Origin of the sequence: Pseudooceanicola spongiae, assembly GCF_014899185.1 — a bacterium.
Lineage (GTDB): Bacteria > Pseudomonadota > Alphaproteobacteria > Rhodobacterales > Rhodobacteraceae > Pseudooceanicola > Pseudooceanicola spongiae.
The window spans coordinates 2,670,790-2,684,608 of the sequence record NZ_CP045201.1 but is presented as its reverse complement, the minus strand read 5'-3'; the positions used below and the strand labels follow the sequence as shown (position 1 = coordinate 2,684,608).

Sequence of the window (13,819 nt, the reverse complement as noted above, 5' to 3'; positions counted from 1 at the left end):
CATGAGCGAGAGCGTCGCGCGGACCTTGACGATCATCAATCAAAAGGGCCTCCATGCCCGTGCCTCGGCAAAATTCGTGGAAGTCGTCGAAGGCTTTGATGCCCGAGCGGAAGTCAGCCGGGATGGCATGTCGACCGGTGGCGACAGTATTATGGGGCTTTTGATGTTGGCAGCCGCCAACGGAAGCACTATTGAGGTTGAAACCTCGGGCCCGGATGCGGCAGCGCTGGCTGACGCCCTGCAGGCGTTGGTTGCCAATCGCTTCGGAGAAGAGATGTAATGTGACGCTATCGTGCGACGGATCCCTTGAGCCCCGTCGTATGACAACAGGCGGGAAATACGGGTGACGTTCCATTGGTGGACAGTACGCATAACGACGGCAAAACGACGGGCGAGCCGGTCAGCTACACCCATTACGACCGCCGGTCTCTGACCTATTCCTCGAGCTTCGACGATCCGTTACAGCGCAACCTGATCCGCACCATCGAGTGGATGTCGGGGAAAGTGACGATCCTTCGTCTGATCCGGAAATTCGAAAAGCAGGGTGCGCCGCAGGGTCAGGCCTTCTGGAAGGCCTGTCTGGATGTCATGGGCATTCCCGTGACGACGCCGAAGGACCAGCTGGACAAGATCCCCCAGGACGGGCCGGTCGTGGTGGTGGCAAACCATCCCCACGGCATGGTCGACGGCATGGTCATGGCCGAGCTGATCGGGCGCAGACGGCTGGATTACAAGATCCTGACCCGCTCGATCCTGACGGGCATCGACGAGGTTGCTTCCAGCTACATGATCCCGGTGCCCTTTCCCCACGACGGCGACGCCCAGAGGAAGAGCGTCGAGATGCGCGCCAAGGCGATGTCGCATCTCAAGGATGGTGGGCTTGTGGCCCTGTTCCCCTCGGGTGTGGTGGCGGCGTCGAAGACCATGTTCGGCCCGGCGATCGAGGCGGAATGGAATGTCTTTACCGCGCAGATGATCCGCCGCTCTGGTGCGCGGGTGGTGCCGATCCATTTCACGGGCGCCAATTCGCGCTGGTATCAGATGGCCAACCGGGTGTCGGCAACGCTGCGCCAGGGGCTGCTGCTGCATGAGATCGTGCATTCGCTGAATGCCCCTCAGGCGCCGGTGGTCGGTGATCCGCTGAGCGAAGCGCAGATGGAGCAGCTGAAGAGCGATCCGCGGGGCTTCATGGCCTGGCTGCGCGAGCATACCCTGAGCCTGTAGCGGCGTCTCTCCCCGGCGGGCGTGATCCGATGGCGCGCCTGCGGCGCATTCCATTTCTTTCACAAGGGGCGTTGCCGCCCCTTGGCCCCATTGCCGCTGATCCGCCCTACTGGTTGCGGATCATGCGGAACAGCTCGGACGCGGCCCACCCGGAAATGACAGCGATGAAGATCGCCAGCAGCGCGTAGGCGATCGCCTGTTCATGGGAGAGATCGTAGAGCCATTGCTCCAGCCCGACCTTGCCGACGCGCAGCGAGGTCTCGTAGCTGGTGATCACATTGCCCCCGCGCAGCAGGTAGACATCGACGCGGTAGACGCCCTCGGTCAGGTTCGAGGGCAGGGCGACGCGGGTGTTGAACAGGGTCTGTTCGTCCAGCCGCACGGCCTTTTCCTGCAGCAGATAGGTGCCCTGCTTTTCGCGCAGCCGGATCAGGGCGTTGACGAAGTTATCCTCGTCCAGCACCTCGTCCGAGGAGGTGATGGAGCGGATTGCGCGCGGGATCGAGATGCGGTGGCGCAGATCCTCGGTCTGGGTGAGGATGTGGCTCAGCGGGCCGGTGGTCGAGACGGCGTAAAAGCTGGGGGCCTGACGGATGGTGACCTGCGCGGTGTTCACCCAGATCCCGGCGCGGCGTTCCTTGCGCATGACGTTCAGCGGCTCGTTCGGGCCGGCGACGGTGACAATGACGTCGAGCTGTGGGTGGATCGGGACGGAATCGCGTTTGACGGCGCCGAAGATCAGGATCTCGGAGCCGTCGAAGTTGGCGTTGATCGCGACACGGTTCTGGCTGAGGCCGAGGACGACCTCTTCTTCCTGCGCGATCGAGCGGGTGGCGGGCAGCAGGGTGATAACCAGTGCGGCGAGAAGGGTGAGGGCGCGCATCAGTTCAGATCCGATATGGAATAGAGGTCGTTGGGCCGGGCGATCAGGTCAAAGGCGAGCTTGCCGCAGACCGCCAGCACCAGCAGGGCCAGCAGGATGCGCAGCTGTTCGGCCTTCATCCTGGCGCCGATGCGGGTGCCGAACTGGGCACCGATGACGCCGCCGATCAACAGGAACAGCGCCAGAGCGATATCCACCGTGTGAAAGGTCACCGCGTGCAGGAAGGTGGTGAAGGCGGCGACGAAGATGATCTGGAACAGCGAGGTGCCGATCACGACCTTGGTGGGCATGTGCAGGATGTAGATCATCGCGGGCACCATGATGAAGCCGCCGCCGACGCCCATGACGGCCGAGAGAATACCCACGCTGAAGCCGACAAGGATCGGCGGTATCACCGAGATATAGAGGCCCGAGGTGCGAAAGCGCATCTTCAGCGGCCAGGTCTGGACCCAGCCGCGCTGCTTGCGCCGTGGCTTTCCGGTCTGCGGTTTGCCTGCGCGGCGGATGGCGTTCAGGCTTTCGACGAACATCAGCATCCCGATGGCGCCGAGGAAGACGACGTAGCACAGGTTGACCAGCAGATCGACCTGCCCCAGCTGACGCAGCCAGTTGAACAACGCCACCCCGACGGCGGCTCCGCAGAGCCCGCCGAGCTGCAATATCCCGCCCATGCGCATGTCGACGGTCTTGCGTTTGAGATGCGCGAACAGGCCCGAAACCGAGGACGCAACGATCTGGTTGGCCGAGGTCGCCACGGCCACGGCGGGGGGGATGCCGACAAAGAACAGCAGCGGCGTGATCAGAAAACCGCCACCGACCCCGAACATGCCCGACAGCACGCCGACGATGCCGCCCAAGCCCAGCAGGAGGAAGACGTTGACCGAGATTTCTGCGATCGGAAGGTAGACTTGCATGGGTAATCCTAGCGGGATAGCCGATTTGCCGCAACGCCAGCCTAGCGCGCTTTTGCTTGCGCGGCATTAATTGCATTCGCAAATACATCAAACGCAAATCGGCCCGAGGGGCAAGCGCCTCGGGCCGATTTAGGGTCTGCAATGGCCCGGGTGGGCAAAGAGTGCTCAGCGTTCCTTGACGTAGGGGTCTCCGCCGGCGCGGGGCGGGTTCGCGGCGCCGACGAAACCGGCCAGGATCACGATGGTCAGGATATAGGGCAGGGCGTTCATGAACTGCACGGGGATGATGAACCCGCCGAGGTCGATGTTCTGATACCGCAGCGCCACCGCTTGCAGCAGGCCGAACAGCATCGTCGCCGAGAGCGCATACCAGGGCCGCCACTTGGCGAAGATCAGCGCGGCGAGGGCGATATAGCCGCGTCCCGCTGTCATTTCCTTGACGAAGCCTGCCTGCAACGCGGTGGCAAGGTAGCTGCCCGCCAGACCGCAGAGCACACCGGCGATGATGATCGCCGAGAACCGCAACCGCACGACCGAGATGCCGGCAGTGTCGACGGCGGCGGGGTTTTCCCCCACGGCGCGCAGACGCAACCCGAAGCGCGTCCGGTAGAGCACCCACCAGGTGACGGGCACGCAGAGGAAGGCGACATAAACCAGGATCGAATGCCCGGAAATCAGGTCGTAATAGATCGGGCCGATCACAGGCACGGGGCGCAGGGCCTCGGCGAAGGGCAGGGTCAGTTCGTGAAAGCGGACATCGCCGAGCGAGGGGGTGCGCCCGCCCTGACCGAACCAGTCCTGTGCGATCAGCACCGTCAGACCAGAGGCAAGGAAGTTCAACGCCACGCCGGAAATCAGCTGGTTGCCGCGAAAGGTGATCGAGGCGACGCCGTGGATCAGCGACAGCACCAGCGACGACAGAATGCCCGCCAGCAGCCCCAGCATCAGCGACCCGGTGCTATAGGCGATGGCGGCGGAAAAGAACGCGGCGACCAGCGCCTTGCCCTCAAGCCCGATGTCGACGATGCCGGCGCGCTCAGAGAACAGACCCGCGAGGCACATCAGCAGCAGGGGCGTGCCGAGGCGGACGGTGGAATCGAGGACTTGCAGGATGGTGTTGAGATCCATGGCTCAGGCTTCCTTCTTGCGCAGTCGGGCGAACAGCGCCTCAAGCGGCCAGCGCACCATGTTGTCGAGCGCGCCGGTAAACAGGATCACCAGCGCCTGAATGACGATGATCAGCTCGCGCGGGATCGAGGTCCACATCGCGAGTTCCGCGCCGCCCTGATAGAGGAAGCCGAACAGCAGCGAGGCCAGCAACACGCCGAAGGGGTGGTTGCGCCCCATCAGCGCCACGGCGATGCCGATGAAGCCCGCGCCCTCGGCCGAGTTCAGGATCAGGCGACCGGCGGCCCCCTGGGTCGCGTTGACGCCCATCATGCCCGACAGCGCGCCGGAGATCAGCATCGCGATGATGATGATGCGCGAGGGCGAGATGCCGGCATATTTCGCGCCGCTTTCCGAGTAGCCTTGGCTGCGGATCTCATAGCCGAGCTTGGAGCGCCAGATCAGCAGCCAGACAAAGACGCAGGCGATCAGTGCGATGAAGAAGGTGATATTGGCAGGCGAGCCACGGAACAGCGTATTGCCCTCGGACGAGAACATCGACTGGAAGGTCGGCAGGTGCGTCGCGGCGGCAAAGCTGGCCGAGGCGGGCTCCATCGCGCCGACGGGGCGCAGGACGTTGACCAGCAGGTAGTTCAGCAGAGCGGCGGCGATGAAGTTGAACATGATCGTGGTGATCACGATGTGACTGCCGCGCTTGGCCTGAAGGTAGGCCGGGATCAGCGCCCAGAGCGCGCCGAAGGCCGCCGCGCCCACAGCCGAGCCGAGCAGGGCCAGCGACCAGTGCGGCCAGGGGATATAGAGACAGGCCAGCGCCACGCCGAGACCACCGAGCGCCGCCTGACCTTCGCCGCCGATGTTGAACAGCTTGGCATGGAAGGCGACCGAGACGGCGAGGCCGGTGAAGATGAAGTTGGTCGCGTAATAGAGCGTATAGCCCCAGCCGGAGGAACGCATCAGCGCCCCGTCAACCATCAGGTAAAAGGCTTCGGCAGGGCTTTCCCCGATGGCGAGGATCGCCAGTGCCGAAAGGATTGCCGCCAGTATCAGCGAAATCAGTGGGATCAGGACCACGTCGGCCCAGGCGGGCATCCTATCCATGTGTCGGGGTCTCTCCATGTTCGAGGGCGGTCAGGTTTTCGTCGACCGCCTTCCAGTCTTCGGTGCCGGGTTCGCCGGAAATCCCGGCCATCATCAGGCCGAGTTCGCGTTCATCCGTGGTGGCAGGTTCGCGGAAGCCCATGACCTTACCGTCAAACATCACAGCGATGCGGTCGGACAGCGACATGATCTCGTCCAGCTCGACCGAGACCAGCAGGATCGCCTTGCCCTGGTCGCGCAGGCGGACGATTTCCTGGTGGATGAATTCGATGGCGCCGATATCGACGCCGCGCGTCGGCTGACCGACCAGCAGCAGATCGGGGTTCCGCTCGATCTCACGCGCCAAAACCACCTTTTGCTGGTTGCCGCCGGAAAAGTTCTTGGCCTTGAGGTTGGGGTCGGGCGGTCGGACGTCGAACCGCTGCATCTTGCCCGCCGCTTCCTTCTGGATCGCGGCGTTGTTCATCAGGGGGCCGGATTGCCATTGCGGATCAAGGTGGTAGCCGAAAACGGTGTTCTCCCAAGCGGTGAACTCCATGATCAGGCCTTCGCGCTGGCGATCCTCGGGGACGTGGGCGATGCCGATGGCGCGGCGCGACTGACCGTCAGCGGCCTTGCCCGACAGCGGAACCGGCTTGCCGTTCATGGTGATCGTGCCGGTGGCGTCCATGATGCCGCCGAGGACGTTCATCACTTCGGACTGGCCGTTGCCGGCGACGCCCGCAATGCCGAGGATCTCGCCCGCGCGGATGTCGAAGGAGATGCCCTTGACCCGCTCGACGCCCTTGTCGTCGATGACGCGCAGATCCTTGACCGACAGAACCGTCTCGCCCGGCGTTGCGGGTACCTTGTCGACGCGCAGCAGCACCTTGCGACCCACCATCAGCTCGGCCAGATGCTCGGGCGAGGTCTCAGATGTCTTCACGGTCGCGGTCATCTCGCTGCGGCGCATGACGGAGACGGTGTCGGTGATCTCCATGATCTCACGCAGTTTATGCGTGATCAGGATGATCGTCTTGCCCTCTTTGCGCAGGTTGTCGAGGATGCGGAACAGGTGGTCGGCCTCGGCCGGGGTCAGCACGCCTGTCGGCTCATCCAGGATCAGGATATCGGCTTCGCGATAGAGCGCTTTCAGGATCTCGACCCGCTGCTGGTGCCCGACAGAGAGGTGCTCGATCAGCGCATCGGGATCGACGGAGAGTTCGTATTCATCGGCCAGTTTCTTCAGGCTCTTGCGGGCCTTGGCGATGGAGGGACGCAGGAAGGCGCCGTCTTCGGCGCCGAGGATCACGTTTTCCACGACCGAGAAATTTTCGACCAGTTTGAAATGCTGGAAGACCATCCCGATACCGGCGGCAATGGCGCTCTGGCTGTCGGTGATGGCGGTCTTCTTGCCGTTGATCCAGATCTCGCCCGCGTCGGCCTTGTAGAAGCCGTAGAGGATGGACATCAGCGTCGACTTGCCAGCGCCGTTTTCACCGATGATGCCGTGGATCGTGCCGGGCATCACGCGGATCGAAATGTCCTTGTTCGCCTGCACAGGGCCGAAGGCCTTGGAAATCCCCTTGAGTTCAATGGCGGGGGCGGAATCTGTCATGAGGGGAGTCCCGAAGTGCGAATGGAAACAGGGACCGCGACCGGCGCGGCCCCTGCAAAGGGGTGCGGGGCCAGTGCGGCCCCGCGCAGTCGGATCAGAAGCTGAGAGCCGGGCAGGTGTCGTCCGCGGTGTAATCGTGCACCAGAATTTCGCCCGAAATGATCTTGGCTTTCGCGTCTTCCACGGCGGCCTTCATCTCTTCCGTGATCAGATCCGCGTTGTATTCGTCCATCGCGTAGCCAACGCCGTCCTGCGCCAGACCCAGCACGTGCACGCCGGTTTCCAGATCAGCCCCTGCGGTCATGGCATCGGCCACGGCCAGATCGACGCGTTTCAGCATCGAGGTCAGCATGTTGCCGGGGTGCAGGTAGTTCTGGTTGGAGTCGACGCCGATGCCGAAGACTTTGTTGTCAGCAGCGGTTTGCAGCACACCGAGGCCGGTGGCGCCAGCGGCAGCGAAGATCACGTCAGAGCCCTGATCGACTTGCGCCTTGGTCAGCTCAGAGCCTTTGACGGGGTCGTTCCATGCGCTCGGATCGGTGCCGGTCATGTTGGAGATGACCTTGATGTCCGGGTTCACGGCCTTGGCGCCCTGCGCGTAGCCACAGGCGAACTTGCGGATCAGCGGAATGTCCATGCCACCGACGAAGGAGACGGTGCCGGTCTTGCTTTCCATGCCGGCCAGCATGCCGACGAGGTAGGAGCCTTCGGCCTCGGAGAAGAGCACCGACAGCACGTTGGGGTGTTCCGCCGGATCGACAAAGCCGTCGATGGTGACGAAGTTGATATCGGGGTAGTCGGCCGCGACGTTCGCGATCGGGGTCGAGAAGGAGAAGCCGGTGGTGATGACCGGGTTGAAGCCCTTCTCGGCAAAGCCACGCAGCGCTTGCTCACGCTGAGCTTCGGAGGTGATTTCGATGTCCTTGAACGAGCCGCCGGTGTCTTCGGCCCATTTCGTCGCGCCGTTGAAGGCCGCTTCGTTGAAGGATTTGTCGAACTTGCCGCCGAGATCGTAAATCAGGGCAGGGTCGGCGACGGCAGAGGTTGCCGCCAGCGCGAGGCCGGTTGCAGCCGCGCTCAGAAATTTGGTCATCAGGGTCATGCGGGGTCTCCCAGTTGCTTGGCCGTTCGTTGATTAGTCCGGCGGCCATTGGCATTGCAGATCGGAATGATCAGACCGAGTTAGGACAGAGGGTCAGACGCCGGTCAATAGCATTCTCTGACCGTTTGGTAGAGAAAACCCTGTGGTTTCGCAGCGTCATGCGATTACTTTGCCCATGATTTCAGCGTCTTTCAAGATGCCTTCCGGGGTGCGGTAATAGCGCGGGCGCCGGCCCCTCACCTCAAATCCGGCTGCGCGGTAGAGCGCGCGGGCGGCTGTGTTGTCGGTTGCGACCTCAAGAAAGGCATTTTCAACAGATTTCGCGCGACAAATCCCTTCAAAATCATGGAGAAGCGCGCGGGCCTGCCCCTGTCGGCGCGCACTGGGGTCGACGGCGATGGTGAGGATCTCGGCCTCGTCCAGCACGGTGCGCCCCAGCAGGAAACCCTGAGCGGAAGTGACGAGAAAACAGGCAGAATCGCCGATCAGCTGGGCCAGTTCAGCCTCGGACCAGGGGCGGGGGGTGGTGAAGCACGCGGCATGGATCCGCGCCAGCTCGGCCAGCGGCAGGTCGGGCGGTGTCACGGGATGATCCGGGGCGGCGCGTCGCGGGGCGGGGCGGCGTCGGCTGGGCGCAGGTAGACCGGTGCGGGGGGCGGGGTCGGCTGGCCAAGGCTCAGCTGCGCGCGGGCGGCGCGGGCGATGGCGGGCGCGGGGTTGGCGGGGCCGGGCGTGGCGCCGGGGGCGGCACCGATCAGCAGGGCGCCGGCGGGGTGCAGCGCCTGCGGGATCTGGTCGGCGGGGAACATCTGGGGGGCCGAGATGTCGGCGCCGTCGCGCAGCTGGCCATAGAGGTGGTCGCGCGGCGCGGGCAGGGTCGCGAGATGGGGGGTGGTCTGACCCTCGGCCAGAGCCTCGAACCCGGTGACGCCAATGGCGGGGATCGAGAGGGCGAGGGAGAGGCCGCGCGCCAGAGAAACGGCGATGCGGATGCCGGTGAAATTGCCCGGACCGGTGCCGACAGCGAGGGCCGAGAGGTCGGACCAGCTGTACCCGCCGTCGCTAAGTACCTGTTCCAGAAGGGGAACGAGGCGCTCTGCCTGACCGCGGGACATTTCCTCGCGGGCCTCTGACAGCACCGTATCGCCAGACAGCAAAGCGGCCGCGCAATGCGCGGCCGATGTGTCGAATGCCAGTATCAGCGTCTCAGACGGCAACAGGGCGAACCTCGGTCACTTCCGGGATGTAGTGGCGCAGCAGGTTCTCGATCCCCATTTTCAGCGTCAGGGTCGAGGAGGGGCAGCCGGCGCAGGCGCCCTGCATGTGCAGGTAAACAACGCCGCGATCAAAGCCGTGGAAGGTGATGTCGCCACCATCCTGAGCCACGGCGGGACGCACGCGGGTGTCCAGCAGCTCCTTGATCTGGCCGACGATTTCGCCGTCGGGGCCATCATGATCGGCGTGACCGGAGGCGGCGGGCGCCTCGTTGCCAGCCATAACCGGTTGACCCGATTGGTAATGTTCCATGATCGCGCCGAGCAGGGCGGGCTTCAGGTGATCCCATTCGCTGGCTTCGGATTTGGTCACGGTGACGAAATCATTGCCAAAGAAAATGCCCGTGACGCCATCGACGCCGAACAGGCGCGCGGCCAGCGGGGACTTTTCGGCAGCTACCGCCGAGGGGAAATCTGCGGTGCCTGCGTCGAGCACGGTCTGGCCGGGCAGGAACTTCAGCGTCGCGGGATTCGGTGTGGATTCGGTCTGGATGAACATCGGCGGACCCTTCTCTGTCTGGCCCCCGATATGAGCCTTCCCGGCCCCGCTGTCAAGATTTAGAGCCATTCTAAAACGCTTCGGAGGGCGAAAACAGGCCTGAAACGCAACGTCGGTATCGCGTCGGTATCTGAACGGTATCTGAACGGTGCGAAATACGCGCCCCTCAGCACAGGCTCAGGGCGCTAGAGCGGCTGGTCGAGGGGGACTGTCCGGGTGGCGGGGGCGCGGTAGCTGGCGTCCGAGAGGTCTGGATGGGCGGCGATGATGCGGTCCAGCAGACTGCCGGGCTGGATCTGCGGCGCGCTGTGCTGGCCGGGGCGGGCGCCGCGCGCGATCAGACGGCCGCGCGTCACGTCAGCGGGGGCGGCGCGGATCACGATGGAGGTGTCGAGCGGCGTGCCGAAGCTGCTGTGCAGATAGGCCCAGCGACCGCCCGCCAGATAGCCGTTGGTGCTGGCGCTGGTGTCGGTTTCGCGGTGGCCATGCAGATCCGAGCGGTCGATCTTGGCCTGCAACGCCTCGTGCATGTCCAGCGTCGCCTGCCGGTCGGTCTGGATGATGCGGAAGAACACCGGGTCGTTGGCGAGGTGGTCGTCATAGCTGGTGCCATCGTCCTGCGTCACCAGCGCACGGGGATAGGTGAAGCTGAGGTCGATATCGGCGGAATAGAGATTGACCCAGTCGTTGCGCGCCACCTCGGTCGAGAAGCGTTCGGCCAGCACACCGGCATCGCGCAGGGTCGGCTTCACGCTGCCGAACTGGCGCGCGACATAACCGACCAGCGCATCGTCGCTGTCATTGAGCCACTGGCCATCGGCGGTGCCGGTGAAATCGCCGGTGAAGATCAGGGCGCGCTGCAGGAACTCAAGCTCCTCCGGGGTGAAGGCCGCGGCGCGGAAGGGGCGCGACAGGTCGACAGGCTTGGCGGGGGCCTCGGTCGCAGGGGGCAGTGTTGTCTGCGCCAGAGTGGGCAGAGCGTGCAGGCTGAGCGCGCCAAGCAGAAGCGCGAGCAGAGCCGAGACATGCAGGGGGGCGTGGGAGCGGGTCAGGTGATCGCCTCCAGCCGCTCCTTCGAGAGATCCTCGGGGACGATGGTGATGGGCACGGGCAGCGAGCCCGCATTGCGCGACATCTGATTGACCAGCGGGCCGGGGCCGCCCTTGCCGGTGGAGGCGCCGAGGACCAGCACGCCGATCTCGGGGTCTTCGGTGATCTGGGCGAGGATCTGTTCGTAGGGTTCGCCTTCGCGCACGATCAGGTCGGGGTCGATGTTCTGGCGATCGCGCATCCATTTCGCGAAAACCTCGAAGTGGGCTTCGATGCGTTCGCGGGCTTCGGCGCGCATGATGTCGCCAACGCCGATCCAGTGATTGAATTCGTCCGGGCTGATGATCGACAGGATGGCAACGCCGCCACCGCTGTTGGCCGCCCGCATCGCCGCAAACCGCATGGCGTTGAGGCATTCGCGGCTGTCATCGAGAATGACGAGGAACTTGCGCATGACGTCTCCCTTTACGAGGCAGGATCATGACGCAAACGTGTCGGCGCGGCAACGGGAATTGACGCCCTGTGCCTGCGGCGTTGCGGCACTGGGCGTCGAACGTGATTGACCGGGGGGCGCAGAAGCGGCTAAGGCAGCCCTCGCGCGGAGGGCCGGATGGCCGCGGGGGTGCAAGCCTTCGAGGAAAGTCCGGACTCCACAAGGTAACGGTGCCGGGTAACGCCCGGCGGGGGCAACCCCAGGGAAAGCGCCACAGAGAAGAGACCGCCCTGATCGACCCTTCGGGGACAGGTTCGCAAGAACGGTCAGGGTAAGGGTGAAACGGTGCGGTAAGAGCGCACCGCGGGACGGGTAACCGGACTGGCACGGCAAGCCCCACCGGGAGCAATGCCGAATAGGGATCTCGGGCGGGTCATCCTTCAGGGGGTGTCGCCGCAAGGCCACCTTGGCCTGGAGATCCGGGTTGGCAGCTAGAGGCGCGTGGGTAACCGCGGGCCGAGATGAATGGTCATCGAACCGGTTCCGGAGACGGGCCGGGGAACAAAATCCGGCTTACAGGCCCTCCGCGCAACTGACCTGTCCTACCCTGCACAGATATTCGTTGAATCGCCGGTAAGGTGTTCTGTCTGCGTGGACTTTTCTGCGCTCAGAGGGAACCCGCCGATGTGCTGCGCTGCGGCGCGCGGGTGTCCGCCGAACGATGAGGGCTGTGGTTCGACCCGTTGGAACGAACCGGAAGGGCGGGGTGTTGCATCTTCATACGCAACTCGACCCCGCCGCTTAGGTCCGACGAAACGGACTGACCAAGCGACAGGCGGGAGATGCCCCTTAAGGAGGAGTAGACATGACCAATCTGTTCAAAACCACCAGCCGTGCCGCCCTTATTGCCATGATCGCTGCAGCCCCGATTGCGGGCTATGCACAGACTGCGACCACGGACACCACGACGACAACAACGACCGAAATGCCGAAGGCGGACATGAACGCTGATGCGACGGCTCCCATGGCGACGGACCCTGCGGCCCCTGCCGCGACCGACGACACGATGACCGCCGAAGCCGAGACCCCCGCTCAGCCGGTGGAAGGCCAGATCACGATGCAGGATGCCGACACGATCTTGGCGGACGATCTGATCGGTGCCACGGTCTATAACAACACCGACGCCACTGTCGGCGATATCGATGACCTGATCATCGGCATGGACGGCACCGTCAGAGGTGTTGTGATCGGTGTGGGCGGTTTCCTTGGCCTGGGCGAGAAAGAAGTCGCCATCGAAATGGCCAGCCTGACTGTCGTCAACGATGACGCCGGCAACCCGCGTCTGATCACCTCGGCCACCGAGGAAGATCTGAAAGCCGCGCCCGAATTCGTGACGGCCGAAGATCAGCAGCGCGAAGCCGACAACGCTTCGATGGAATCGACCGGTACCGGCGGCACCATGGACCCCGCTCCCGTTCAATAATCGACGCCTGTAAAGGTGCGCAGAGGGGCAGCTTCGGCTGCCCCTTTTGCGTTTTACCCAAAGAATCGCATTTTGCGCGAAGATTCCCTGAAAGGGGAGTTGACTCGGGGGTGCGGACGGGTACAAGGCGATCCTCAAGAGATTTCGCAGGTGCGCACAGGTGCGCCCGCAGCAGGAGATGAAAAATGGCGAAGCCGACGACCATCAAAATCCGTCTTAACTCGACCGCGGGCACGGGCCATTTCTACGTGACCAAAAAGAACGCTCGTACCATGACCGAAAAGATGACCGTACGAAAGTTCGATCCGGTGGTGCGCAAGCATGTCGAGTACAAAGAAGGCAAGATCAAGTAAGATCAGACCCCTCTTAGACGACCATGCAAAAGCCGCGCCACAGAGCGCGGCTTTTTCTACTTCCGGGCCGCGCCCTGTCTCACCCCCCCCTCTTCCTGCGGATCCGCATAGCGGATCTGAGACAAGGACTCCCCCGATGTCTGCACAGAGCGATATCCCGCCCGACTGCCTTTTACCGTCCCGGCTTGACCGGCCCTTGGCGCCTGCCAAAAACGCGCTGAGCGCCCGTGCGCTGGCCAAACCCACGCCCGAGCCCTGGCCCGATGTGATCATCCGGCCCGCGCTGCCTGCCGATACCGAGGCAGTCAGCCGGATGCTGGCACGCTCCTACCGGGCGCTGCTGGCGCCGGATTATGAACCGGGGCTGCTGCGCGACGCGCTGCCGCTGATCGGGCAGGCGCGGCCCAGCCTGCTGACCTGCGGCACCTACTTCATCGCTGAGGATGGCGAGCGGGTGCTGGCGGCGGGGGGGTGGACCGACTTTTCCCCGCATGGTGCGCCCGGGCGCGCAGGCGAGGGGCACATCCGCCACGTTGCCACTGACCCGGATGCGGCGCGCCAAGGCCTCGGCCAGCGGATCCTGCGGCGCATCCTGCGCTCGGCCCGGGCGGCTGAGGTGAAGGTGCTGCACTGCCAGTCGACGCTGACGGCGGAACCCTTCTACGAGGCGCTGGGCTTTGAGATGCGCGCGCACATTGACGTGCGGCTGCCAACGGGGCTGCTGTTCCCCGCGGTGCAGATGCGCTGGCAGGCCGAGGCCTGATTGGATGCACCCAGACAA

The 13,819-nt window shown here is 64.1% G+C and carries 16 protein-coding genes and 1 other RNA gene; 6 read left to right on the top strand and 11 right to left on the bottom strand.

Annotation, left to right across the window (positions count from 1 at the left end):
- Nucleotide 1: 1 nt before the first annotated feature.
- Complete coding sequence (locus F3W81_RS12625) at nucleotides 2-280, top strand: HPr family phosphocarrier protein (RefSeq protein ID WP_193079509.1); 279 nt, start codon at nucleotides 2-4, stop codon at nucleotides 278-280.
- Nucleotides 281-354: 74 nt separating this feature from the next.
- On the top strand, nucleotides 355-1,224 hold the full coding sequence (locus F3W81_RS12620) for a lysophospholipid acyltransferase family protein (RefSeq protein WP_193079508.1): 870 nt from the start codon (nucleotides 355-357) through the stop codon (nucleotides 1,222-1,224).
- 106 nt (nucleotides 1,225-1,330) lie between these two features.
- On the opposite strand, the gene F3W81_RS12615 is transcribed toward F3W81_RS12620, so the two are convergent.
- The 11 genes from F3W81_RS12615 to F3W81_RS12565 all read right to left on the bottom strand — a co-directional run bounded on the left by F3W81_RS12615 (nucleotide 1,331) and on the right by F3W81_RS12565 (nucleotide 11,223).
- On the bottom strand, nucleotides 1,331-2,107 hold the full coding sequence (locus tag F3W81_RS12615) for a TIGR02186 family protein (protein ID WP_193079507.1): 777 nt from the start codon (nucleotides 2,105-2,107) through the stop codon (nucleotides 1,331-1,333).
- Nucleotides 2,107-3,021 carry a sulfite exporter TauE/SafE family protein gene (locus F3W81_RS12610; protein WP_193079506.1) on the bottom strand — a complete coding sequence of 305 codons (915 nt, stop codon included), beginning with the start codon at nucleotides 3,019-3,021 and terminating at the stop codon, nucleotides 2,107-2,109. The genes F3W81_RS12615 and F3W81_RS12610 overlap by 1 nt, the downstream gene beginning before the upstream one ends.
- Nucleotides 3,022-3,186: 165 nt before the next feature.
- Complete coding sequence (locus F3W81_RS12605) at nucleotides 3,187-4,149, bottom strand: ABC transporter permease (protein WP_193079505.1); 963 nt, start codon at nucleotides 4,147-4,149, stop codon at nucleotides 3,187-3,189.
- Nucleotides 4,150-4,152: 3 nt separating this feature from the next.
- Nucleotides 4,153-5,247 (bottom strand): ABC transporter permease, encoded by a 1,095-nt coding sequence (locus F3W81_RS12600; protein WP_193079504.1) that lies wholly within the window; start codon nucleotides 5,245-5,247, stop codon nucleotides 4,153-4,155.
- The gene (locus tag F3W81_RS12595) at nucleotides 5,240-6,844 is read right to left on the bottom strand and encodes an ABC transporter ATP-binding protein (RefSeq protein ID WP_193079503.1); all 1,605 of its coding nucleotides are present in this window, start codon (nucleotides 6,842-6,844) and stop codon (nucleotides 5,240-5,242) included. The genes F3W81_RS12600 and F3W81_RS12595 overlap by 8 nt, the downstream gene beginning before the upstream one ends.
- Nucleotides 6,845-6,938: 94 nt before the next feature.
- Nucleotides 6,939-7,946 carry a BMP family lipoprotein gene (locus F3W81_RS12590; RefSeq protein WP_193079502.1) on the bottom strand — a complete coding sequence of 336 codons (1,008 nt, stop codon included), beginning with the start codon at nucleotides 7,944-7,946 and terminating at the stop codon, nucleotides 6,939-6,941.
- A 156-nt stretch (nucleotides 7,947-8,102) separates the two neighbouring features.
- Nucleotides 8,103-8,531 (bottom strand): ribosomal protein S18-alanine N-acetyltransferase, encoded by a 429-nt coding sequence (gene rimI / locus F3W81_RS12585; RefSeq protein ID WP_193079501.1) that lies wholly within the window; start codon nucleotides 8,529-8,531, stop codon nucleotides 8,103-8,105.
- Nucleotides 8,528-9,163: a tRNA (adenosine(37)-N6)-threonylcarbamoyltransferase complex dimerization subunit type 1 TsaB gene (tsaB, locus tag F3W81_RS12580; RefSeq protein WP_193079500.1), complete on the bottom strand. Its 636-nt coding sequence runs from the start codon at nucleotides 9,161-9,163 to the stop codon at nucleotides 8,528-8,530. The genes rimI and tsaB overlap by 4 nt, the downstream gene beginning before the upstream one ends.
- The gene (locus F3W81_RS12575; RefSeq protein ID WP_193079499.1) at nucleotides 9,153-9,719 is read right to left on the bottom strand and encodes a NifU family protein; all 567 of its coding nucleotides are present in this window, start codon (nucleotides 9,717-9,719) and stop codon (nucleotides 9,153-9,155) included. Before F3W81_RS12575 ends, tsaB begins: the two co-directional genes overlap by 11 nt.
- 185 nt (nucleotides 9,720-9,904) lie before the next feature.
- Entirely contained in the window at nucleotides 9,905-10,471 is a 567-nt protein-coding gene (locus F3W81_RS12570; RefSeq protein WP_193079498.1) for a hypothetical protein, read from the bottom strand.
- A 296-nt stretch (nucleotides 10,472-10,767) separates the two neighbouring features.
- Nucleotides 10,768-11,223, bottom strand: a complete 456-nt coding sequence (locus F3W81_RS12565) for a universal stress protein (RefSeq protein WP_193079497.1) — start codon at nucleotides 11,221-11,223, stop codon at nucleotides 10,768-10,770.
- A 144-nt stretch (nucleotides 11,224-11,367) separates the two neighbouring features.
- On the opposite strand from F3W81_RS12565, the gene rnpB reads away from it, so the two are divergent.
- The 4 genes from rnpB to F3W81_RS12545 all read left to right on the top strand — a co-directional run bounded on the left by rnpB (nucleotide 11,368) and on the right by F3W81_RS12545 (nucleotide 13,801).
- Nucleotides 11,368-11,794: RNase P RNA component class A (gene rnpB / locus F3W81_RS12560), an RNA gene on the top strand.
- Nucleotides 11,795-12,067: 273 nt separating this feature from the next.
- Entirely contained in the window at nucleotides 12,068-12,685 is a 618-nt protein-coding gene (locus F3W81_RS12555) for a PRC-barrel domain-containing protein (RefSeq protein ID WP_193079496.1), read from the top strand.
- 185 nt (nucleotides 12,686-12,870) lie between these two features.
- Nucleotides 12,871-13,038: a 50S ribosomal protein L33 gene (rpmG, locus tag F3W81_RS12550; RefSeq protein WP_076648137.1), complete on the top strand. Its 168-nt coding sequence runs from the start codon at nucleotides 12,871-12,873 to the stop codon at nucleotides 13,036-13,038.
- Nucleotides 13,039-13,174: 136 nt separating this feature from the next.
- Nucleotides 13,175-13,801: a GNAT family N-acetyltransferase gene (locus F3W81_RS12545; RefSeq protein ID WP_193079495.1), complete on the top strand. Its 627-nt coding sequence runs from the start codon at nucleotides 13,175-13,177 to the stop codon at nucleotides 13,799-13,801.
- The last annotated feature ends 18 nt before the right edge of the window (nucleotides 13,802-13,819 follow it).

Coding starts and splice junctions, on each gene's coding strand:
- F3W81_RS12625 (WP_193079509.1), top strand. CDS start 2: ATGAGCGAGAGCGTCGCGCGGACCTTGACGATCATCAATCAAAAGGGC.
- F3W81_RS12615 (WP_193079507.1), bottom strand. CDS start 2,107: ATGCGCGCCCTCACCCTTCTCGCCGCACTGGTTATCACCCTGCTGCCC.
- F3W81_RS12610 (WP_193079506.1), bottom strand. CDS start 3,021: ATGCAAGTCTACCTTCCGATCGCAGAAATCTCGGTCAACGTCTTCCTC.
- F3W81_RS12605 (WP_193079505.1), bottom strand. CDS start 4,149: ATGGATCTCAACACCATCCTGCAAGTCCTCGATTCCACCGTCCGCCTC.
- F3W81_RS12600 (WP_193079504.1), bottom strand. CDS start 5,247: ATGGATAGGATGCCCGCCTGGGCCGACGTGGTCCTGATCCCACTGATT.
- F3W81_RS12595 (WP_193079503.1), bottom strand. CDS start 6,844: ATGACAGATTCCGCCCCCGCCATTGAACTCAAGGGGATTTCCAAGGCC.
- F3W81_RS12590 (WP_193079502.1), bottom strand. CDS start 7,946: ATGACCCTGATGACCAAATTTCTGAGCGCGGCTGCAACCGGCCTCGCG.
- F3W81_RS12575 (WP_193079499.1), bottom strand. CDS start 9,719: ATGTTCATCCAGACCGAATCCACACCGAATCCCGCGACGCTGAAGTTC.
- F3W81_RS12565 (WP_193079497.1), bottom strand. CDS start 11,223: ATGCGCAAGTTCCTCGTCATTCTCGATGACAGCCGCGAATGCCTCAAC.
- F3W81_RS12555 (WP_193079496.1), top strand. CDS start 12,068: ATGACCAATCTGTTCAAAACCACCAGCCGTGCCGCCCTTATTGCCATG.
- rpmG (WP_076648137.1), top strand. CDS start 12,871: ATGGCGAAGCCGACGACCATCAAAATCCGTCTTAACTCGACCGCGGGC.
- F3W81_RS12545 (WP_193079495.1), top strand. CDS start 13,175: ATGTCTGCACAGAGCGATATCCCGCCCGACTGCCTTTTACCGTCCCGG.